Raw genomic sequence first — 21,888 nt, 5'->3', positions numbered from 1 at the left:
AGTGAAAGTTAAATTATCTAAAAAAAGATATATTCCTAGTAGCATTTATGCATTTACCTACGTCCTAATCATAGGCACAAGCAACTATGGATACCGTTAAAAATCATTACTCCAGGGGCTGCAGCTTCTGTGCATTTACGGTTTATCCGAATCCCGCTTCCGAAGCCATCCATGTACGGATGGAAAACGAAGGGGGGAGGCATCTGCGGACAGAGCCGGATACTATACGATAGGGATCTATGATGAAGGCGGCAACTTGATATGGGAAAAGGAGACAGAGAGCCGGGAGGAGTATATCCCCGTCGCAGGCTGGAAATCGGGGATTTACCATGTGCGCATCCAACACCCTGAGGGCAATTTCGCCCAAAAGGTGATTGTCAGGCACTGAAAACAAAAATTGTGGGAAAGCTATATAAGCCTTTTGTTTTCTCCTATTTCCAAATAACCAAGCGTATTAATACGAAATGCGGTATTGTAAATGTCAAAAAATAACAAATCATGAAAAACGCAAACACATTCCTTCCAGTCCTTACGCTCCTCTGCTTCCTAGCATGCGGAGAAAAGCAAGAACCGGATATCGGTATTACCGGAAAATGGAGGTTAATGAAAGCCGAGGCAATGTCCACCACCGATTATTCAAACGACCGGATAGTTTACGAGTTCAGGCCCAATGGAACCCTGTCCATTGAAACCCGTTCCGGAACCCCGCCCTGGCGTTTTGATCCGGGGAACCACACGTATGAGTTTTATAACCAAGACACTACAAACTGGGAGGGATACTCATTGTTCGGCAACCTACAAATCAACGACAGGGCTTTCGGCTGTTATCTTTCCACTGACAAAATGGTGATAGTGGATAATCCTGCTCTGGACGGTCCATTGGTGTATTTTGAAAGACATCGGTGAAGTAAACAAACGCATATAGGCTTATAGTTAACGTGGTTTCCCCTTGCTAACCCTGATAAGAATTGAGTAAGTATACCGCCAGCTTGGAGAAACCGAAAGGAACCGGTAGAAACCTATTCCAACAATCTACGGGAAATAGGGCATCTACCATGTGCGCATCCAACACCCTGAGGGCAATTTCGCCCAAAACGTGATCGTCAGGCATTGACCAATAGGGCCGCAGGGGAGAGTTCTTTACCTCCATTGCGGCCATTTAGTTTATTTGAATATATAACCAAAAATGTGGCGAATAAGACCAAAATGGTTATGTTATGGATAACAAATCAAAAAAATTGTCAATGATGAAAAAAGTCTATCCTATACTGGTCACCCTGTCTTTGTTGTGCTTTACGGCGTGTTGGGGACCGGAGGATCCCGACAAAGAATGCGAGGTGGTACCCGTGGCTGGGGATGACAACAATATCGTCGGAAGATGGAAGCTGGTGGAATGGCAACAAGTTGTCATGATAAACGGGGGTTGGAGAATCGAAAATTATTCCTGCGATAACATCGTCTATCATTTTCAGGAAGACGGCATACTATCCGTTTCGAGTGATGTAACAAAAGAGTTTGGGGGAGAATTTCACGACGGCAGCATGTACGAGCTTGCTGAAGAAAGCTTTGATAACTATTATAGTTATAAGCTAAAAATAGGAACCTTAGGTTATTGGTTTTCTCTTACCGATGGAATTATGAAATTGGATAGAAGGCCAACCGATGGTCCCTTGCTAACGCTGATAAGAATTGAATAAGTATATTGCCGGCGATTTGCTTGGTTTGATTTTCGTTGTTGAAGTAATAGGTCACCACATCCCCCTTGGGTGTTACATAGATCGAGGCTTCGTTAACCACCCCCTCATCGTTCACTGCCACCGGGGCAGCATACTGCCCTGTGAGCCCCTTATCGTGCGAAATCAATAAATGATTGAATCGGTTTGAGGAAAAACACATCACCCAAAGGTGATTTTTGTGAACGATCATCCCCGGATAGCTGGTATCTCCTCCAATCGGCGAAACCTGAGTAGACACAAAATCACCTTTAAGATCTGAGGTAAATATTGCTGTTTTCCGGCCGCCCTGCTGATGATACCTGGATCCTATCACCAATTAAACTTAAACGAAAACAAATCCGCGTCCTTCAGGTAAACACGCATTCGGACGGGCTTTCCTGAGAGCTCCGATACATCATTTGAGTTGTTCCAATAAACAGTCCTTGAAATCTCATTACCTATCACCGGCCGGCATTCTTCTTTGGAGAACCCAGGTATCTTGTTTCCTTTTTCATCAAGGATTTCGACCAAGAGCTGCCCCGCTGCGGAGGTGGAGTAGTTCAGCTCCAGCACTTTCCCTTCAAAGACAAAGGGCTTGGTGAGCATTTCCCCTCCGTTATACCCCGCGGAGACAGAAGCAAAGCCATCCAGCCGCATGGAATACCGGCGCAGGTGGGCACTGGGCTGGGCATAGTCTTGATTTACATACAGAGACATCTCTTCTGGACCGGTCTGAACCACATTCAATGCGGGATAATTGGATCGGGAAACCCAATTTTGCAATCCAATCCCGGGACGGATAAAGGATTCCATAAACTGCCTCTCATACGCAATTCCTCCCCTGGAACTCATCAATATTACATCCGAACAGTCTTTATAATACTTGGGATCCACCCCCAGCATATTGGCTTCTTCATCGGAAATTACCTGACGATTGGGCATAAATCGGGCACCTATGGCCAGGTAAATGTGCGGCGCACGAAAATAAGGGCTGGTCTGCTGGGTATAAAGATGCTCATAGGGTGTGTTTCCAAAACTCATCGCTTCCGGGTCGCTCCAGTGGATGAAATCGGGAGAGGTAGTTCTACTGACCGAACGGTAGCCACTGTAACCTCCGCCGGTCCAGGTTCGGAAATAGCACACATACTGCCTTTCGGATTCAGACCAGAAGGCGACATTCTGAGAGTCAAATACCCCTTTTGTAAAAACCGGACGTTCCTGTAGGCGTTGCCAGTGAATACCGTCCTCAGATACAAAGGCCACCAACCCGCTGGACGAAGTACCCCCCAAGGCCTTATACCGTTGCTGTTTTGGCACATCTGGATTGGTATCAATAAACGGACTGAAGTTGTGGGTAATGGGGGCTGCATTGGCCAAGATCACATTGTTTGTCCTGCTTCCGGCTATTTCGTGAATTCCAAGGTTCGGTTTTTCCCAACGAACCCCATCGTGAGATTCCGCATAGCAGGTAACCTCCGACTCGTTGCCATCTTTACCGGCCGTAGGCACTCCACGGTAATAGGCTCGGTACAGATCTCCATCCTTCAGAATGGTCACGTAAGCCGAGAAAGCACCTTCCCAGGGCTTTTCAAAAGCAAAAACCTCTCCTCGGTCCACCGGCTCGTGCAAAATAACCTGTGCACCGTCCAACGATTCAATCAGGGTGCGGTCCACAAACAGCTCTCTATCCGATCCGATGGGAAGGGGAGCTTGGGCAAAAACAACGGTCGGTCCGGTCAGGAAACTTAGGATGCAGCAAATAAACGAAATCCGGTTAATCATAATCGATAGGGTAAGAAAGGTTGATCCCTAAATATACAACTAAACCCCACGGAAAAAGCACCATTAGCAATTCCCGCGGGGCTGATGTCGCTAAGCTGACTGCATTCAGAATCTGATAATACTGCCGGCGATGTGTCTGGTCTGATTCTCCTTGTTAAAATAATACGTCACCAAGGCATGCTTTTCGTCCAATACCACTGCCCAAGGATAGCCTATATCGGTGCTGCCTCCATCCTCACGCAGGATGATCTCCGGAGCGGTTTCGAAATCCGTACATTCGGCATTCAAAATCCTGGCCCTGATCCCGTAGGGCTGATGTCTGTATCCATACACGAGCAGCACCCGATTGTCGGGCAGGCGCAGTGCCTGCAAGGGATGGCCCTTAAATCCCATGGATTTCCAAGGGCCAAAGCTCTTGCCTCCATCGGTGGATCGGGCAATCACGGCTTGGTCGTCGTATTTTCCGGTGCGGATAAAGGCCACCACATCCCCCTTGGGTGTTTCGTAGACAGATGCTTCGTTAAACACCACCTCAGGATCCACTGCCACCGGAGCGGAATACTGCCAGGTAAGACCCTTGTCATTCGAAATCAATAAATGATTGGAAGTTTTACTGGGCGACAGCTGATCATGGGAAGCAACTACCCAAAAGACCCTGCCATCTTTTCCTTCATACAAGGCTCCTCGGTTATATGCGGGAACCGGATCTCCAGTCGGGGTGAAGTTGATTTCTGGCTGAATGTGGGGCGGATAATAAGGTCCTTTCCAAGACTTACCTCCATCGGAAGACCGCACCACATAGCCACCAAGAAACACGTATCCACCACCCGTCACGAAGTTGGGTGTACGGAGATTTTTGCGGTCGGCTTCACTGATCTGTGTCCATCCATAGCTAGTACAAAGCAGGGTACCGTCGGACAACTGTAGCAGACAGGGGTCTTGGGATCCTCCAAAATCATGGGCATACAGCAGCTCGGGCTCTCCGGACCAATTGATCCCATCCCTTGAAGTCATTTGCACTAAGTAGCTGTTTGGATCGGTGTGGCTATAGCCTTTGGAGCCGAAATTCCGCCTGTCGGGCGAACGCCTAAAGGATAGCAAAAACTCCCCGTCGGGCTTGCGAACGATGGAAGGAAAGGCGGCGTAATACCGGTCGTCGTGATAAATGACGATGTCTTTTACCTTTTCAGCTACCTGAAGCGTGCTGTCGGGAGGATATACAAGGGCCGCTCCTTTCGCTAGTGAGAAGACCAAAAAGGACAAGAAGCATACAGAACTAATTTTGAACAATAATCTCATTGGTTTGAGGGTTTTAGTTGGTTAATGGGGATCTGAGTGAGGTAGATTTTGGACTTTTCTTCGTGTGACGAATAATACATCACCCAAAGGTGATTTTTGTGAAAAATCATTCCTGGGTAGCTGGTATCTCCTCCACTGGGTAAAACGATGGTTGACTGAAAATTGCTATCCAAATCCGAGGTGAAAATAGCCGTTTTTGGACCTCCTGGCTGATGATACCTAGATCCTATCACCAATTGGTCTTTGTTCAAAAACAGAAAGTTCGGACCGCCTAGCCGAATGCTCAACCGGCTGAACTCCCAGTCTTTATAGGGAAAGTCTGCGGAGGCAATCATGCCCATCTGGTCGTCGGCTTCACGCCGTACCAACACGTACATCTTCCCTTTTTTATCGAAGCGTATGGTGGCTTCGTTGGGGTTTCCACCGGTATCGATTTGTGACACCCATTCAAAGTGCTTGCCATCCACCGTTTTCAACAAGTGGGTTTCCCAGCCTCCCTCTTTGATTTGATAGATAACTCCATAGCCTACTTTTTTATGCCAGGTCAAACTCCAGATCCAATCCAAGGAGGGAGATATATCCATGGTAGTTCGCGTCAAATTGGAAAAATTCAATCCCGATTTATCCGAGAAGGAAACCATTGGAAACAACTCTTGGTATCCCTTGTCGTAAACGCCTACCGCGGTTAAAACCATTATCCTTCCTTCCGGTGTTACCGAAAGCCTAGCTTCCCGCACATCAAAATCCGCCAACTCCAGCAGGCCTACGTCTTCCCAATTTTCACCGTCCTTTGACCGTAACAGCCTTACTTGGCCACTCTTATCGGGCATGTGGTTATTTCCCTCACGGATAGCCGCATAAAAATGGTTTTTAAAGCGGATCAAATCCGGGAAAGCATTGTGGGAAGCCTTATCCCACACGGTACGGATTTCTGTTTCCCTCTCTTGGCTCCAGGCCGATTCGACTAAACCAGCCATCAACACCAAAAGAACCATTGACCATTTCGTTTTCAAATACATCATCTCTTAGATTAATTGTCCTTTGTAATAAATTCAGGAATCCATTTTGCCGCAAGATCCCGAACGCTGGTCACTGCATTTTCGGGAATACTGTGGTAAGGCCAGCGCACCCGTGTACCAATGGCAGTCCAGCCTCCCGCCGCAGCCAGTAATTTATCCACCGCTGTGTTAGAATACCCGTGAATAGTGATAAATGGCAATATCGCCTCCTCAAAAAAACCCAGCACCCTCTTTTCTATAGTCAGAGCCCTCTGAATATCTCTAAGCATCAATTGATACCAGTCTGCCGCAGCACGGGGATTCAGGCACGCAACATTGGAATAGGAACCATGTGCTCCACGGGACATTCCGGTAGCCAAACGATGCCCCGGTACAAATACCGACATTCGTTCCAGCACCGGTTGCATCTCCTCATACCATAGGGCGTCGCCCCCAGCCACCTTGCAGCCGACCAACGGTATCCCGGATGCAAGGAGCTCCTGCCATTGCTTGGGACTGAGTACCTGTTTGGCATGGGGTGGATTGTACAGCACCAATCCAATAGGGGCGGCCGAAGCGGCCATTTTCTCCAAATAACTGCACATCTCTGCAAATGTCAGCCACATCCAGTCGGGCAGTATTACCTGAATAGCCGAGGGCTTCAATGAAACTACCCTTTGGAGTCGCTCTAAGGAAATAACCGGGCTCATATGGCTGCATCCCAACTGAAAGGGCAGGGAATGACGCTCGCAGATTTCAGCAGTGAGCGCACTGATATGATCAAACTCACTTTCCGTCTGATTATAGAACTCACCGGCCGTACCATTGGTATAGACTCCATCTATACCCGAATGGGCCAAATGGGTCAGTTGATCTTGAAACCGCAAATAGTCTATATCTTCGTTTGCCGATATGGGAAGTAAAAGCGTTGCCCAAATGCCCCGAATTTGATCTGCAAGCAGTGGCCTCATGTAATTTGCCCCAGTGGAAGTTTCCAGATCACCGTCCCCATATGGTATCGCTGATGAGTTTGAATACCTCTGGAATAGTAGAGTGTCATGATACTTCCGTCCGCCAACTGAACACTTGCCGGATAGCCACAGTCCTGACCAAAATCCAAGTCATCGATCACGATCATCTCGTCACTCCACGTTTTTCCTTTATCTACGCTGGTTTTTACAGCCACTCCCTTTTCACCTACCTTTCGGTTGCCATAGGTTAGGAGAAGTCTGCCATCCGTTAATGCGGTCATATGCCCGGGATGCTGATTGTCGTCGGTCAGGTTGCCGATCATTTCCCAGCTTTTGCCGTCGTCATTGCTTTCGAACAGGTCCATGGCCTGACCGGATCTCCACCTGCGGGCAGCGGCGATCCAATGACCATTTCCTGTATGGTAAAACGCCGTTTCATTATGCCCACCGGCAAACGCCGTAGGGCCGGAAGCATCACTGATAAATGACAACCATTGCCAAGATTTTCCGTTGTCCGTGCTTTTAAACATAGAGACCTTATTGACGGTCTTGTCCAAAGACTGGGCATAAGCCAGCACCCTAAGCGAACCATCACCACCTGAAAGTACATCGCCGAAAGGTATAAACTCAGTCATCCCTTCCTGTGCCATAGGGAATCCCGTTTTATTGATATCCCAAGTCTCGCCACCATCTTTGGAAATCGACACCCATGGGCGGAGTACCGCAACCAGATCCATCTGACCGGACTGCGAAGCGGAAGGTGTCAATGACCACCCTGAGGCAACTACCACCATATTCCCTAAGGCATTTGTTCCTGCGGCTACGTTCATGCGGTTGGTCTGCGGATCGTTTGGAGTGGGCTTTCCCCTCAATTCCCAAAACCTTCCATTATCGGAAGAAGCATAGCAGGCGACTTGTCCTTCCATCCGGGCATGGCTGGGATGGTTGAAGATGGTAGCCATGTAGCTTCCATCGGGCATTACGGTTAGGTTAGGCCATGCGCACACATTGTCCACAGATATAAACCGTTCCAACACCTGCACCCGTTTTGAGGGCAATTCAAGGCGCACTTTTTCAAAAGCCACCGAATCCAGGGTATGGGTGGCTGCGAATGCTGACTGCATCGAAAGCATCGTACCAACTGCCCCTGCAATTGCAAACATTGTATTTTTCATCATCGCTTAAGTTGATTCTTCGTCATACTACGGATTGTATCCAGGGTTTTGGACCACCAATGGCTCTTGGCTGAGAACCGTATTGGCTATCGGAAAGAGCAGCAGGTGATTTTGCCCTACCCTGTTTGCTAGAGCAGGCACCAGGTCAAAGGCCTTGTCGAATCTAACCAGGTCCCACCAGCGTTTTCCTTCCAGAACTAACTCCAATAGTCTTTCCTTCAGTATCGCATCATCGTTTTCTTCCTGGCTACCTGCTGTAAATACATGGGATTCGAAGTTTTCTTGGTAAGCGCGTTGCCGGACTAGATTCATCTCCTGAGAGGGATCTTGCCCAAGCGCATTTTTAGCCTCTGCCCGCATCAAAAGCACATCTGCGTATCGGTATAAGATAGGGTCACTGAGAAACACCCTGTTTCCACCAATAATGGTCCCTTGGAATTTCTGTTGTATGTTGGTCAGGTATCTTCTGCCTCCATCTGCTTCTATCGTTTCGATATCAAAGTAAGTCGCATCCTTGCGGGTGTCATCATCTGTAAACTGATTCCTTACCCGCTCGTGCATCACCATCAAGCCTTGGCCTCCGCCAATAGGAAATATTCTATCCCTAGTTGCTTGGTCTACGTTACTAGGAGCTGCCGCACCGATGATCCACATAAACCACAGGTAATTCCCCGGCTCAAGGTCTTGGTGCCTAATCGACATCAAGATTTCTCGGTTTCCCTTGTTTTCAAAGGCAAACACGTCGGAAAAATCTCCCAATAAGCCTACATCCGCTTGGTCTACGTCATTAAGAGCCGCCAATGCCGTATTCAGATCGGGCGTTCCCCCACCACCACGTTTTGCGGTCCATAAATAAACATCCCCCTTCAAGGCATTGGTAGCGGCTTTGGACCAAACGGCCCTTCCATTGGAAAAAGAATTATCAGGGAATAATTGCAATGCCTGCTCTAAGTCCTGCTTTATCAACGCAAACACCAGCTCTTGTGCCTCACGCTCCCGCAAGGTTACGTCTGCACCAAATCCCTCGGTAGGTTCCGTACGGATGATCAAATCCCCCCAAGTTTTTGTCATGGTGAAATACAAATAGGCTCTCATCGCATAGGCTTGGGCTAGTACGCTATTCTTTCTGGCCTCAGAGGCAAAAACGATATTGGGCACATTCTTAAGGATGAGGTTAGCCGTATTAATGGCTCGGTAAAACCCACTCCAGTCCGGGTGTCCGGGCGTATCTGCATTCATTTCGTTGCGATGTAGGATAAAAACCCCTTCGCCAAACAGCCCGGGGGCCATCACCTCACTTCGGTGCTCTCCAAGCTGATGCAACCCTTGGGATAAATTCCGTAGCTCCACATACATCCCCATCAGGGCTCCATTGGCATCGTTTTCTGTTCTCCAAAAATTATTGGTCGTAATCACACTGGTAGGCTCCACATTCAATGTTTCAGTGCATGAGCCTGCCACCAATAGCATGGTTGAAACGGCTAGTATTTTTATATTCTTCATGGCTTCGTTTCGTTAGAAATTAGAATGTCACATTAACACCAAAGTTGTAGTTTCTAGGCATGGCGTATCTCCCGTCATCCTGACCACCTTCTTCCGGGTTTAAACCCTTATAGGCTGTGAAATAGTGTAAATTGTTTCCGGTGAAGTTCAGCCTGATCGCATTCAATCGAAGTTTGCTCACGATTGCCGGTGGCACGGAATAGCTCAGAGTTAGCTCTCTCACACAGAGGAAGTCTCCAGACTCAAAAAACACCGAATTACCAGAGGTGGTGGTCCCGTTAAAATTATTTCGCTGCACGCGCTCTCCACCCCAGTAAAACCGCGAATATTCGGCTATATCTCCCTGTTCCTTCCATGAGTTTTCATACTTGTCTACGGTCATGTTATTGTCTCCAAAGCCATTCATATCCAAAAACATCCTAGCCCAATTAAAGATGGAATGTCCAGTTGTATAGTCCATACGTACGTATAGGTTGAAATTCTTATAGGAGATATTATTGGAAATCCCCCCGGTCCACACGGGAAACTGCTGTCCCATATAGGTCTGATCCCGGCTATCGATGATTCCATTTCCGTCTAGATCCAGCCACTCGGTATCTCCTCCATATTTGGTTCTATCGGATGACACAATCCACATATCGGTGGGCGCATTTGCAGCAGCTTCATCGGTAGGATATATCCCTATTTGCTGTCTGCTGTACATTTCTCCCAACCTTCCGCCTTCCTGCAATCCACCCTTCCATACGTAATCCTGTGCTCCCGGATCCCATACCAAGACTCCACCCACTCGGTTACGCTCAACCCCATTTGGTGGCAGACGAAGAATTTTATTCTTCACTTTGGAAGCATTGAAACCAAGGGACCATTGAACACGGGAATTTCTGGGCAGTACCTGAGCCGATAGTTCCATTTCAAACCCGGTATTTTCCAAACTCCCCAAATTAGTCTGAACACTGGCAAATCCCGTAGATTGGGGCAGCGGTAAGCTGGTGATAAGGTTGTCGGTTACTCTACGGTATACATCCACAATAAAACTTAGCCTATTGTCAAAGATGCTAAAGTCCGTACCTACATTGACCGTGCGGGATTGCTCCCACTGCAAATCGGGGTTGGGGATGATGGTGTTTTGAATGGCTGGAAGGCCGGCATACCGCGCCCCAACGCCATAGGCACCCTGTGCCGCAAAATCCCCCAATCCCCCTATGTTTCCATTTTCCCCGTAACTTACCCTCAACTTCATCCTCAACAAATTGTCAGGTATAGCATTCTGCCAAAACTCCTCCCGGTGTAGATTCCAACCAGCGGAGATGCCGGGAAAGAACCCCCACTTATTGGCAGCTCCTAAATTGGATGCCCCGTCGTATCGCATGTTAAGCGAAAACAGGTACTTCTGGTCGAAATCATAATTTACCCGTCCAAAATAGCCCAAGATAACCTGATCGGTAATCGAGCTATTTACTGAGGTGGGTTCGCTGGACGCATTGAGCGTGGGAATTAAATCCGTAGAGGCACCCCTTCCAGAGGCACTCATCGAATTGATATTGCGGTCGAAATAAGCAAAGCCCAACTTGGCATCCAAGTTATGGGACTGACCAAAGGTCTTGCCATAAGATAGCACCAAGTCAGCTTGACGCTGCCTCCATTGATAGGTCGACGCATTGGCCACTCTGGTATCGACGAAATTCAAAGGTCCGTTAAGAAATCCCGGCTGGAAACTATAGGAGTTGTTATTGATATTATACATCGAGATTTGGGGATCAAAGGATAAACCTGGCAGGATATCCCATTTTGCCCCAACGGTATAGGTGGATTTTTCACCGGTGCTTTCAGCCACCCTGTTATTTAGAAAATACAACGGATTGCCAATGTTTGCCGCAGTGCCAGGGGCAAGTGTCCCATCTTCAAAATAAATCTTAGTAGTTGGCGCGAGACCTGCCGACCGGTAGAAGGTTACTGCTGTTGACTGCCCCGTAGTATTCGTGGTGTTATAGGTATATAAGACCCTGCCGTAGATACTAAGGTTGTCCTTTACTTGAATATCTCCATTTAGATTAAAGGTCAATCGGTCGTATTGGGTGGTAATGACCGTTCCTTCATTGCTTAGGTACCCTAGGCCTGCATTGAACGTGGCCTTATCAGTTCCTCCTTGCACACTGACATGGTGATTCTGAGACACTCCGGTCTGATAAATCAAGGACTGAATGTCGTTATCCTGAAAAATCAGGGTTCGGGAAGGATCCACTGGATCGGGCATACTTTCCCATCCCTCATTCAATTTGTGTTCGTTCTCAGGGGTCAGGTACTGAGTGGTAAAGGCTGTATTGTTTGTCAGGTCATTTCCGGTACCAAAGCCATTGGGAAGGGTAAGCCGAACGGTCTCATCCGGAAATTTTTCTGGACGGATATGGCCTAATCGATAGGCGGTCAGGTATTGCCGGGCATTGGCCATTTCGTAGAGCTTCCCCGGTTCGGAGAATGTTAGGTCGTACCGATAAGTTACCCGGGTCTGCCCCGCCTTTCCGGATTTCGTGGTGATAATCACTACCCCGTTTGATGCCCTCGCTCCATAGATGGATGTCGCGGCAGCATCTTTTAGCACCTGCATGTTCTCTATATCATCCGCAGACAGATCATTCATGTCCGGGCGTATTACTCCGTCAATAATATAAAGCGGTGCTGCTCCATTTGGATTATTGATCGATGTACCACCTCGCACAATCACACGTGGCGCTGCACCCGGCTGTCCAGAAGTACTTTGAACCCGCACACCGGACACCGTTCCTTGCAAAGCCGATGCAGCATTGGGATAGGGAATCGACTCGAGGGCTTTGGCATCTACTTTTGTGATTGCCGTCGTCAATACCTCCCGGGACTGTTCGCCAAATCCGATCACCACGACTTCCTCCATGTCCGAAAGTGCCGATTCTAAGCGAACATTTATTTGACTTCGACCGCCGAGAGCCTCCTCTACAGTCCGATATCCAATAAAGGAAAACACCAAGGTGCTGGAATTCTGTGGCACATTGATCGAATAACCGCCATCAATATCTGTAATGGTGCCAACCGAAGTTCCTTTAACCAATACATTCACGCCCGGGATGGACTCACCACCACTGTCGGTGACGGTGCCACGTACCACACTGCCAGACTGCGCATAGGCCACTTCGGCCAGCAATACGCAGCACATCAGCAAGATGCATTTTTCCCAAATCTTTGGAAAGTGTACAGATTTCTTCATAGGAAAATGATTTAAATTTGGACTTTTCATTTATCCTACCAAAGTTATTGCAGACCTACCCCAAAGGCTTCTACTTTATTTTATGATATCAATACAATCTTACCGTATGTTTTATTCCCAAATTTCAAAGGGAATTGGGAAGCACGAAAAACAAAAAAAACCGGACAGGCCGGTTTGGGTGGTAAAAAGATAACTAATCTAACAGGTACTACCTAGTATGTGTGTTGCATATATGCAGGTTTTCGTTGAACCATCCGCCATAGGGCGGCATCTCACAGGAACTTGGAACACGGAGCTCTCTTCGGTGCAGCCAACTACTCCATCTCTTTTCTGAGTATAAACTTAGCCTTTACCAGCTGATTCTTGACCGTGTTTTTCGAAATCATCAGGATATCCGCTATTTCGTTGTAAGATTTCTTTTCGAAGTAATTCATCTCCAAAATCTGGCGCCGCTTTGGCGAAAGGTTCTTGATGATACTTTCCAACTTCGTAAGATTCTCTTCCTTTACCTGATCACACTCGTGCTGTTCATGCTGAAGCCTTTCCCAAAAACGCTCCTTCAGGCAGTTATTCCTATTTAGTGCTTTTAAATAGTCAAAAATCTCGTTCTTGACCGCCGTGAATACGTAGGAATTGAAGTTCAGTTCGGGCTTGATATTCTTGCGCTTTTTGAGAATCTTCATGAATACCTCGTGATAGATGTTCTCTGCCTCCTGTTCATCCTTAATAATGGAGACACTGAACCGAATCACCGGCATACGATAATACTGATAAATCTTTTCGAAGGCACGATTGCTACCCATTCGAAAATCTTCCAATAATGCTTTGTCAGGTTGTTCCATACGTTAAAGATTTAATCGTTTGCATTTCCACTTCCACTAGCCATTCACGAATCCCCCACTCAGGTTGATTTTTCAATTATTTCATGAATATCCCATTTTCGGGAAATATAATCTGCGCAAATCACGAATATTAATCTTCATTTCACGAAAAGACCCTTTGTGCTACCAATTGAAAATGAATGCATTACAAAAAATACATCGTAAAGAAGATGATTCTTTAACGAATAGCTGAAAAAATGAAGCTACTATTACATTTTCGTTAATAAAAACAGAATATTATTAACAAAGAGTAAAATCAAACCTTTATGTTAATTTTGTGTTATCCGAAATATCCTTCCCAAACTCAGAATTTCTCCAACAATAATTTGCTTTTCCATCAAATAGTAAAATCTCCTTCAAAAAAACTTAAAATAAATTTGGAGCAACCGATTGCAGCAGCGCCTTTACCAAACAATCATACAGCTAGACCTTTCTCCAAAAGAAATCCCGAAGTCTTTGATCCTTCGGGATTTCTGTGACCTACCTACTTACTCATTGCTCAGGTTTACCAACCTACTCGAGTTTCCTGACCTATCAAATGCTTTTAGCTTTGTCCCCCCTTGCACCGAAATGGGGCCCTCGTACAAAATAGAAGCGGGTGTGGGTTCCGATCCGTCTGTGGTATATCGGATTTCCAGACCAGGAAAATCCACATTGGCGTACAACTTTCCATCTTCTAATTTGGCACCGGGCGGTGCTATCCGAAAATGATAGCCCTCATTCCAGGCAGACAGCTTCGGAAATTCCCTGCGGGCGACGGTGTTTGCAAATACATTCCAACCCTCGGCGATTTGAGCATTTCTGCTTGCTGTCTGCTCGGTAGTCTCCCAGACTCGCTCCTTCGCCCATGCGCTCTCTGCATATCCTACAATCTTGGGGACGGTATAATATTCCACCATATCCCGTCCTTTGATCGTTTCACTCCAAAGCTGGGCCTCAACACCTATGATATTCTTTCTCGCTTCGGGTTTGATTTTCACCATCCCTGCGGCAGCGGTTTCCATATCCAACTTCTCTCCAAAAGAGGTCTGAAAGGTCGTTTTAAACCAATCGAAAGGGGCAAAGGTCCACGCGTTCTTGGTGTTTACAAATCCAGCCCAGTACAGACCGGGTTCTTTGGGATCGTTGGAATAGGCAAGGTCAAAGTAGAAATTCGAGACATTACACAACACCACCTCATAGCCTGCATTAGCCAGTTGATAGCCCATGTCTGGATAATCAAACATATTGTTCCATATATAAGGTATCACCCGCTTACCTACAAACTCCGGATTGGGTACATAGTTGCCGTCAGGCATCTTCTTCAGTGCCATTTCCTCCCACACATGTACCTCCACATCCAACTTTTCCAGACGCTTAAGCAACTCCCGAAAGAAGTATGCCTGAAGGTTTTTCGGATCATCTATATCCGGAAGCTGCCTGAGCAAATCGGCTGCCATTGGCGACTGTGTCCAAGCACCTTCGGGGACCTCATCCCCACCTGCATGGATCTTTGTCAGCCTAAGGCCGGCCTGCTCGTACATGCTAGCAATCTCATCCATCACTTTCTCATAAAACCGATAGGTCGACTCCCTAGCTACTGACACGGTGTTATCCTTGAATGCCTGAGCAGACAGATACTCGGAGCTGTCATCCGGGTCGATGAGGCGGTACTCGTTCGCTGCCTCCTCGTCACCCAATTCCATGTATTTGTTATACCTGGCTTCCATGGATTTGATGGCTGCTCGTGCATGTCCGGGGAAATTCAACTCGGGAATGATGGTGATATGCCTCTCTTTGGCATATTTCAATATTTCCACGAAGTCTGCCTTGGTATAATACCCACTGCCATGCTTGCCGTCTGCGTAGGCAAATGGCCCTGAACCGTAGGCTGGATGCAGCGCGGGATCACCCCTATCTGCCACATGTTGCCGTTGGGCACCTACCTCCGTCAATTCGGGCAGCCCATCGATCTCCAGTCGCCAACCTTCGTCTTCAGTGGTATAAAACAGAAAATGATTGAGCTTGTAGTGTGCCATCAAGTCCAACATCCGCAAGACGGTTTCCTTGGTCTGAAAATTTCGGCTCACGTCCATATGAAGACTGCGGAAATGAAAACGGGGCGCATCCAGCACCCTTGCCAGTTTCAGATCCAAAGGCAATTTCCGACCCAAATAAGCCTCTGGACCCAACCAGGCCAACAAACTCTGTACGCCATAAAATGCACCCGCTGCATCCGAACCCTGTATCCGTATTTGCTTTTCGGCAATATCCAACTCATAAGCTTCCTCCTTCTTCCCATCCACCACGATGTCTGCCAAACCAACGCGTATGTCACCGTCCGTACCGGTGCCTGATTCCAGCTTCAACGAAACCCCGGTAATCTCCAGAAGTTTGTCCCGCAAATACCTAGCCTCTGACTCCAATCCATCCGCGTAGTAGATCCCAGTTTCCGCAGTAAGCTTAAAAACGCCCTTTCTGCGCTGCAGTTGAAAAGGCGTTGGCACGATGGGGTGAAGGTCTGCCTCGTCTACCACCTTCAGCCCCTCGTTGTCCGCATAGCGCTGCATCGCAGATGCTGGCTCCTCAAAATCCATATCCCCACGCAATAACTGCTCTTTCTTATGAAAGGGTGCCACGCTCAACTGATCGAATGCAAGTACCTCCAATTCATTGCCATCCGTATCATAAAACACAAAATACAACCCCATCGGAGCATCGGACTCCTTAATAACCCCCTCTATGCCCCGATACGTGAATGAGACACTGCCTCCGGCAGGAAGCGCAAAATCCGATCCGGGACTGATCTCGTACCAGTCTCCATTGATATGCGAAATTCTGGCAACTCGCTCATCGGGATATGGAAGTATCATCCGGGGAGACATGTTGAAAAACAATTTCCAACCGGTATTTCCCAAATCCCGTGTCCCTTCGTTGTGAAAGACGAATTTCGCTTCAAACTGGCCACTTTCCTCCAAAAAATTACTAACCAGCTCCCATTCGATCCGAATATCCTGTAAATCATCCTCCCAGGAGGGATTTCCTCCACAGGCATAGGCGATACTTAATGCAAGGAATAAAAGAAAAACGTTGTAAATTTTATGCATAAATCGGTATGTTTAAATAGCCTTAATAATACGAACCCTAGTATTAAAACGACTACCCAAACTCAAGAAATTATCCTATGACAACACAAAATGCCCGTCTGATTTCCCTCGACGCGATGAGGGGATTCACCATTGCGGCAATGATTTTGGTCAACTACCCAGGCACCTGGGATCATGTGTATGGCCCCTTGCTTCACGCGTCCTGGAACGGCATCACCGTGACCGATTTTATTTATCCGTTTTTCCTCTTTATTGTCGGCGTCTCCATAGCCTTTGCCTATACCAAGCGGGTGCGCTCAGGCGCTCCCAAAGGAGATCTGTATCGTAAAATTGTCATCCGAGCCATAAAGATCTTCGTGGTCGGGCTATTTTTAAACCTAATCCCACACTTCGATTTTTCGGACATTCGGGTTGCGGGCGTACTTCAACGGATTGCCATTGTGTTTCTAGTCTGTGCATTTTTGTTTTTAAATACGGGTTGGAAAACCCAGGCCTACCTGGGAGCAGGAATCTTGGTTTTCTATTGGTTGGCCATGACGCTGATACCTACCCCAGGATATGACAAAGCGATGTTGGAGCCTGGCGTTAACCTCGCCGCTTGGATGGACACTTACATCCTGCCCGGTAAAATGTGGGAGGGGACCTGGGACCCGGAGGGCTTCTTCAGTACCCTGCCGGCCCTCGTGACGGGAATTCTCGGAATGCTGGCTGGTCACTTATTCCTAAGCTCCAAGACTTCTCAGGAAAAAGCGAACTACCTCATGGCTATCGGGGTGCCCATTGTCTTGCTTGGCCTGCTTTGGGCGCAGGTATTCCCCATCAACAAACACCTTTGGACCAGCCCCTTTACCCTGGTGACAGGCGGAGCAGCCTTTATCGTTCTAGGGGCTACCTACTTTCTGGTCGATATACTGGGTAAAAAACGCGGTACGTCCGTGGGGATTATTTTTGGTGCCAACGCCATCACCGTATATGTGCTGGCGGATATACTTTCCCTTATTTTTTACAACGACCAAATTCTGGGTGGCTTGAACAACCAATTTTTACTGGCCGCCACCGCGGTTGGCATGTCCATCAAGCTGGCAAGCATGCTCTATGCTATCTTGTACGTAGGCATTAACTTTATCCCCGCCTACCTGCTGTTCAAACGAAACATCTTCATTAAGCTGTAACCTACCATACCATGACCAACTCCTGCCGCGCTAAACTAAAAACCGTGCTATTCGCACTCTTAGTTGGAACACCTTTCTGGGTCCTTTCGCAGACGGGAAGCATCCACGAACCGGTAAGGTACGTCGGAGGTGTTACCATCGATCCTGCCGTACATGAAGGCAGGTTGCGGTATGCGGTGGGTGTGGAAAGCAGGCAGACGCTGCGGGTAAACCGTACAAAACCCGAGTTGGCAGACGACTATGGCTGGACCTATAACCATGCCTCCAGTCTGGCGTATTGGAATGGCACATTTTACCAGCAGTACCTGAGCAACCCGGTGGATGAACACATCGCTCCTGGACAAACCCTACTGGTCAGTTCTCCCGACGGCAGAAACTGGAATAAGCCCCAAGTGATATTCCCTCCCTACGAAGCACCGGAGGGTGTAGAAATCCCCGAAGGCTACGAAGGCTACATGATGCATCAACGGATGGGATTCTACATAGCCCCTAACGGCAGACTGCTCACGTTGGCATTTTACGCCCATGCCGAAGACCCATTCTTGGAAGGTGGCATTGGCAGGGTGGTACGGGAAATTTACAAAGATGGCAGTTTCGGGCCCATTTACTTTATTCGATATAGTACCCATACACAGTGGGACGAAAGCAATACCAGCTATCCCTTTTATACCCGTTCAACGGACAAAGGCTTTATAGAAGCATGCGAGGCCCTGCTAAAAGACCGCCTGATCACCCTGCAATGGCGAGATGAGGACAGGGGGCTGGATGGCTTCTACGACGGAGACGAGTACGGCGGATCGGCGTTTTCCTTTTTTGAGCGAAAAGACGGAAATATCGTGGGACTATGGAAGCGGTCGCATACCGCTCTTTCCTTCGACGGTGGGAAAAGCTTTTCCAAATCGGTAAAAGTACCTACCCTTACCATGGCAGGCGGGAAGGTATGGGGACAAAAAACATCCGATAGCCGCTACGCGATGGTCTATAATCCAATCGATCTGGATGAATACAGGTATCCTCTCATTACTGTCTCATCAGACGACGGGGTCATCTTTGATGACATGGTGCTCGTACAGGGAGAGGTGCCTCCTAGGCGTTATTTTGGCAGGTGGAAGGATTTTGGCCCCTGCTACGTGCGGGGCATCGTACCGGGCAACGGCAATCCCCCCGGTGATGACATGTGGCTGACCTATTCCATGAACAAGGAGGATATGTGGGTTAGCCGGGTCCCGGTACCCATTACCCACACGGTAACTGGAAACATCTCCGATAACTTTGATCACCTTTCTATCGGCGGGGCTGTTCCGCTATGGAACATCTACTCGCCTATTTGGGCGCCGGTAAATTTGGTGCAAAGCCCTTTAAAAGGCGGCCTATCACTGGAACTAAGAGACGAAGATCCCTACGACTATGCGAGGGCCATTCGCGTTTTTGAAGAAAGCACCACGGCAGACATCCGCTTTCAGGTGTTCGCTCCAGAAGAAAATCAGGGCATGCTGGAGATAGATGTAGTGGATCAATTCGGCAATCGGCCGGTAAGGGTAGGTATGAGTAACGGAGGCAAGTGGATCGCAACAGACGGTGCCACCGAAAAAACCCTGATAAACTATCAAAAAGGCGTATGGCACGAGGTTAGAGTCATCGTACAGGCGGGGTTCTTCGGCACGTATAGCTTGGAGATAGATGGCAGGATGGTGTTGGAAAACGCAAAGCTAGCTGAGGGCGTCAAGTCTGTAGAACGGCTATCCTTCCGGACTGCCCCCTACAGAGACCTGCCAAACCGGAAAACCCCGAACGAGGACCCAGAACCACCCCTACCAGGTGCTGACGACAAAGAAGCATTGGGTGTCTTTTTGATCGACGAGGTCACCATCAAGAAGTAACGAACTTAGCTTCTGAAAAGCACTGATTTCCTACTTAAATATTACGGAGACGGGCATTGGACGGGAAAGAGGCACAAACTATTTGACTTCCTGCAAGGTCACCTTGCGGCCCCGGAAATCAACGCTGTCTCCTGCTTTCATTCCCCAAAGCGCTTCCACCAACGGTGAGTCTTTGGACACCAACTGATACACCTCACCGTTAAATTCGACCTTTCCCACGGGCACCGAAACCCAAATATTCCCTATGGGCAATTTGAGCAACGCTCCGTCCTGCACGCCTTCAACGGGCTGTACCGGCACTTCTTTGAGTTGCCGTTGCATCTGCGTGAGGCTGGCATACTGCTTATCCAACAACGTCTGGCTTTGATGAATGGACTCCCTGCCGGACTCGTATTTGTCGCCCGCTGGGTTTTTCTCCTCGCCCTCAGAAGCTTCTTTCAGTTCACCCAATTGTTTCATAATATCGTTTAGGGTGTCCGAAAGTTGCGCCAATGCTTGGTTACGCAATTGCGTTTTGATATCCGGTGATGCTGTTAGGTTCATAAATGCAAAGTTGCACATTTAAACTGCAAAACGGCGACTAGGGTTGGGTCTGACTGGATTTATTTTTATCAAACTACTACAAAGCCCTGATACTATCCAGAAAACAACAGGAGATGCTTGGTTGTAATGGTTAATCGCAAACAGAATACTTTTGATTCGCTCCATTAACCTGTTAAACTCAATTTGTCCCGTGAAATACACTGCTGCTGCGGCCTTATACCGAGCTTCATACTCTGCTCTTTGTTCAGGATTGCTCAGCAGAAAGGCCTGATTCTGATTGCAGTCGTATACCACTAAGGCTTAGACCGGCAGGATTTAATTTGGGAAAGTAGTATCGAGTAACCTATGACAAGCGAAATGATAAAGAGTACCCGATAATCTGATTTCTCAGGAAAACCACTTGTCAACGGAAGCAGTGTTCCTAAAAAGCAAAGGAATAGGAAAACTAAAAGCAAAACTTTTTTAATCTTTTGCATATATGTTGAAATAGCCCTTTTCAATCAACCTGAACGTATTTTGGTACGATTGAATCAAACGAAACGCTCGTCAACTGCGCAAACTAGCTTTCTTTACTGAAAAAAAATTTCAGTGGGCAGAAAAATTAACGATGATTAAGCGAATCCAGGATACCCTCAACCTTCAAAGTTTGGCGAAAACCAATAGAAATCGGCCCACAACTTACTATCTTGTCACCCCATACACCAAGCCTTTTTTCTTGCATGACAACCACTAACCGTTTTGTGCTTAGCGGCATAGTAATCGGACTATTCGCTGCCTGCCAAACTTCCTCTACGGAGGCACCCCTTTTCAAGCTCAGCCAGGAAATTAACGCGCTGTTCGAAGAGACATCGGGAGACTTTGCCATAGCGTTCCGGCTGCTAAACGACACCACACAGACAATCCTAATCAACGAACGCGAAAGCTTTCACGCCGCTTCCACCATGAAGACCCCCGTGATGATCGAAGTTTTCAAGCAGGCTGGGGAGGGCGAGTTTTCGCTGCGGGATTCCATACCGGTGACCAACGAATTCACCAGCATCGTGGATGGCAGCACCTTTTCCATGGATCTGGGCAGCGACTCCCAGGAGGAGCTGTACGATAGGATCGGCCGACAGGCAAGCATCTATGATCTCACCTACCAAATGATCATCAAAAGCAGCAACCTGGCCACCAATATCCTGATCGAGCGGGTCGGCGCGAAAGCAGTCACCCAAACCATGCGGGATCTGGGCGCGGTGGACATTCAGGTGCTGCGTGGCGTGGAAGACCAAAAAGCCTTTGATGCCGGCATGAGCAATACCACTACTGCCTACGACTTGATGGTGATTTTAGAGGCTATCTCCAAGGGAAACGCTGTTAACGCTGATGCCAGTGGGCAGATGTTAAAAATCCTCGGCGACCAATACTTCAAAGACCTCATTCCCAAATACCTTCCACAACAGGTAAAAGTGGCCCATAAGACCGGGTCCATCACAGGGGTGCAACACGACTCTGCGATTGTCGAGCTTCCGGATGGAAACAGGTATGTATTGGTGCTTTTGTCCAAAAACCTTACCGATGTCGCTGCAGGAAAAGAAACCATCGCACAGGTAAGTAAGCTCGTCTACGAGTATGTTTCCTCTCTAAACCTCTAAAAAACCACCAC

General features: G+C 47.9%; 18 protein-coding genes. 6 read left to right on the top strand and 12 right to left on the bottom strand.

Annotated elements, in window-relative coordinates:
- The first annotated feature begins 118 nt into the window (after positions 1-118).
- Together JJU34_RS21860 and JJU34_RS13715 are read left to right on the top strand one after the other, a co-directional pair.
- Positions 119-388, top strand: a complete 270-nt coding sequence (locus tag JJU34_RS21860; RefSeq protein WP_366512709.1) for a T9SS type A sorting domain-containing protein — start codon at positions 119-121, stop codon at positions 386-388.
- A 110-nt stretch (positions 389-498) separates the two neighbouring features.
- Complete coding sequence (locus tag JJU34_RS13715) at positions 499-906, top strand: hypothetical protein (protein ID WP_228692950.1); 408 nt, start codon at positions 499-501, stop codon at positions 904-906.
- 46 nt (positions 907-952) lie between these two features.
- Here the strand turns inward: JJU34_RS13715 and JJU34_RS13710 are convergent, their stop codons facing one another.
- The gene (locus tag JJU34_RS13710; RefSeq protein WP_228692949.1) at positions 953-1,150 is read right to left on the bottom strand and encodes a hypothetical protein; all 198 of its coding nucleotides are present in this window, start codon (positions 1,148-1,150) and stop codon (positions 953-955) included.
- 94 nt (positions 1,151-1,244) lie between these two features.
- Between JJU34_RS13710 and JJU34_RS13705 the strand changes: the two genes are divergently transcribed.
- Positions 1,245-1,697 (top strand): hypothetical protein, encoded by a 453-nt coding sequence (locus tag JJU34_RS13705; RefSeq protein WP_228692948.1) that lies wholly within the window; start codon positions 1,245-1,247, stop codon positions 1,695-1,697.
- On the opposite strand, the gene JJU34_RS13700 is transcribed toward JJU34_RS13705, so the two are convergent.
- The 10 genes from JJU34_RS13700 to JJU34_RS13655 all read right to left on the bottom strand — a co-directional run bounded on the left by JJU34_RS13700 (position 1,636) and on the right by JJU34_RS13655 (position 16,648).
- Entirely contained in the window at positions 1,636-1,974 is a 339-nt protein-coding gene (locus JJU34_RS13700; protein WP_228692947.1) for a hypothetical protein, read from the bottom strand. The genes JJU34_RS13705 and JJU34_RS13700 overlap by 62 nt on opposite strands.
- Positions 1,975-2,045: 71 nt before the next feature.
- Positions 2,046-3,497, bottom strand: coding sequence for a hypothetical protein (locus JJU34_RS13695; RefSeq protein ID WP_228692946.1), 1,452 nt, complete (start codon positions 3,495-3,497; stop codon positions 2,046-2,048).
- Between the two features lie 105 nt (positions 3,498-3,602).
- A complete protein-coding gene (locus JJU34_RS13690) occupies positions 3,603-4,796 on the bottom strand; it encodes a sialidase family protein (protein WP_228692945.1) in 1,194 nt (397 codons plus the stop codon).
- Positions 4,793-5,818: a hypothetical protein gene (locus tag JJU34_RS13685; protein ID WP_228692944.1), complete on the bottom strand. Its 1,026-nt coding sequence runs from the start codon at positions 5,816-5,818 to the stop codon at positions 4,793-4,795. The genes JJU34_RS13690 and JJU34_RS13685 overlap by 4 nt, the downstream gene beginning before the upstream one ends.
- An 8-nt stretch (positions 5,819-5,826) precedes the next feature.
- A complete protein-coding gene (locus JJU34_RS13680; RefSeq protein WP_228692943.1) occupies positions 5,827-6,765 on the bottom strand; it encodes a dihydrodipicolinate synthase family protein in 939 nt (312 codons plus the stop codon).
- Positions 6,762-7,943, bottom strand: coding sequence for a sialidase family protein (locus tag JJU34_RS13675; protein WP_228692942.1), 1,182 nt, complete (start codon positions 7,941-7,943; stop codon positions 6,762-6,764). Before JJU34_RS13675 ends, JJU34_RS13680 begins: the two co-directional genes overlap by 4 nt.
- Positions 7,944-7,967: 24 nt before the next feature.
- The gene (locus JJU34_RS13670; protein ID WP_228692941.1) at positions 7,968-9,443 is read right to left on the bottom strand and encodes a RagB/SusD family nutrient uptake outer membrane protein; all 1,476 of its coding nucleotides are present in this window, start codon (positions 9,441-9,443) and stop codon (positions 7,968-7,970) included.
- Positions 9,444-9,462: 19 nt separating this feature from the next.
- On the bottom strand, positions 9,463-12,681 hold the full coding sequence (locus tag JJU34_RS13665) for a TonB-dependent receptor (RefSeq protein ID WP_228692940.1): 3,219 nt from the start codon (positions 12,679-12,681) through the stop codon (positions 9,463-9,465).
- A 314-nt stretch (positions 12,682-12,995) separates the two neighbouring features.
- Positions 12,996-13,523: a sigma-70 family RNA polymerase sigma factor gene (locus JJU34_RS13660; protein ID WP_228692939.1), complete on the bottom strand. Its 528-nt coding sequence runs from the start codon at positions 13,521-13,523 to the stop codon at positions 12,996-12,998.
- Positions 13,524-14,050: 527 nt separating this feature from the next.
- Positions 14,051-16,648, bottom strand: coding sequence for a family 20 glycosylhydrolase (locus JJU34_RS13655; protein WP_228692938.1), 2,598 nt, complete (start codon positions 16,646-16,648; stop codon positions 14,051-14,053).
- 77 nt (positions 16,649-16,725) lie between these two features.
- Between JJU34_RS13655 and JJU34_RS13650 the strand changes: the two genes are divergently transcribed.
- Together JJU34_RS13650 and JJU34_RS13645 are read left to right on the top strand one after the other, a co-directional pair.
- A complete protein-coding gene (locus JJU34_RS13650) occupies positions 16,726-17,820 on the top strand; it encodes a heparan-alpha-glucosaminide N-acetyltransferase domain-containing protein (protein WP_228692937.1) in 1,095 nt (364 codons plus the stop codon).
- An 11-nt stretch (positions 17,821-17,831) separates the two neighbouring features.
- Positions 17,832-19,700 (top strand): exo-alpha-sialidase, encoded by a 1,869-nt coding sequence (locus JJU34_RS13645; protein WP_228692936.1) that lies wholly within the window; start codon positions 17,832-17,834, stop codon positions 19,698-19,700.
- 78 nt (positions 19,701-19,778) lie between these two features.
- Here the strand turns inward: JJU34_RS13645 and JJU34_RS13640 are convergent, their stop codons facing one another.
- Complete coding sequence (locus JJU34_RS13640; RefSeq protein ID WP_228692935.1) at positions 19,779-20,243, bottom strand: hypothetical protein; 465 nt, start codon at positions 20,241-20,243, stop codon at positions 19,779-19,781.
- 719 nt (positions 20,244-20,962) lie between these two features.
- Here JJU34_RS13640 and JJU34_RS13635 point away from each other — a divergent pair.
- The gene (locus tag JJU34_RS13635) at positions 20,963-21,877 is read left to right on the top strand and encodes a serine hydrolase (RefSeq protein ID WP_228692934.1); all 915 of its coding nucleotides are present in this window, start codon (positions 20,963-20,965) and stop codon (positions 21,875-21,877) included.
- Positions 21,878-21,888 lie beyond the last annotated feature (11 nt).

It is taken from the genome of Lunatimonas sp., assembly GCF_020832325.1.
Lineage (GTDB): Bacteria > Bacteroidota > Bacteroidia > Cytophagales > Cyclobacteriaceae > Lunatimonas.
This window is presented reverse-complemented; position numbering and strand designations above follow the sequence as displayed.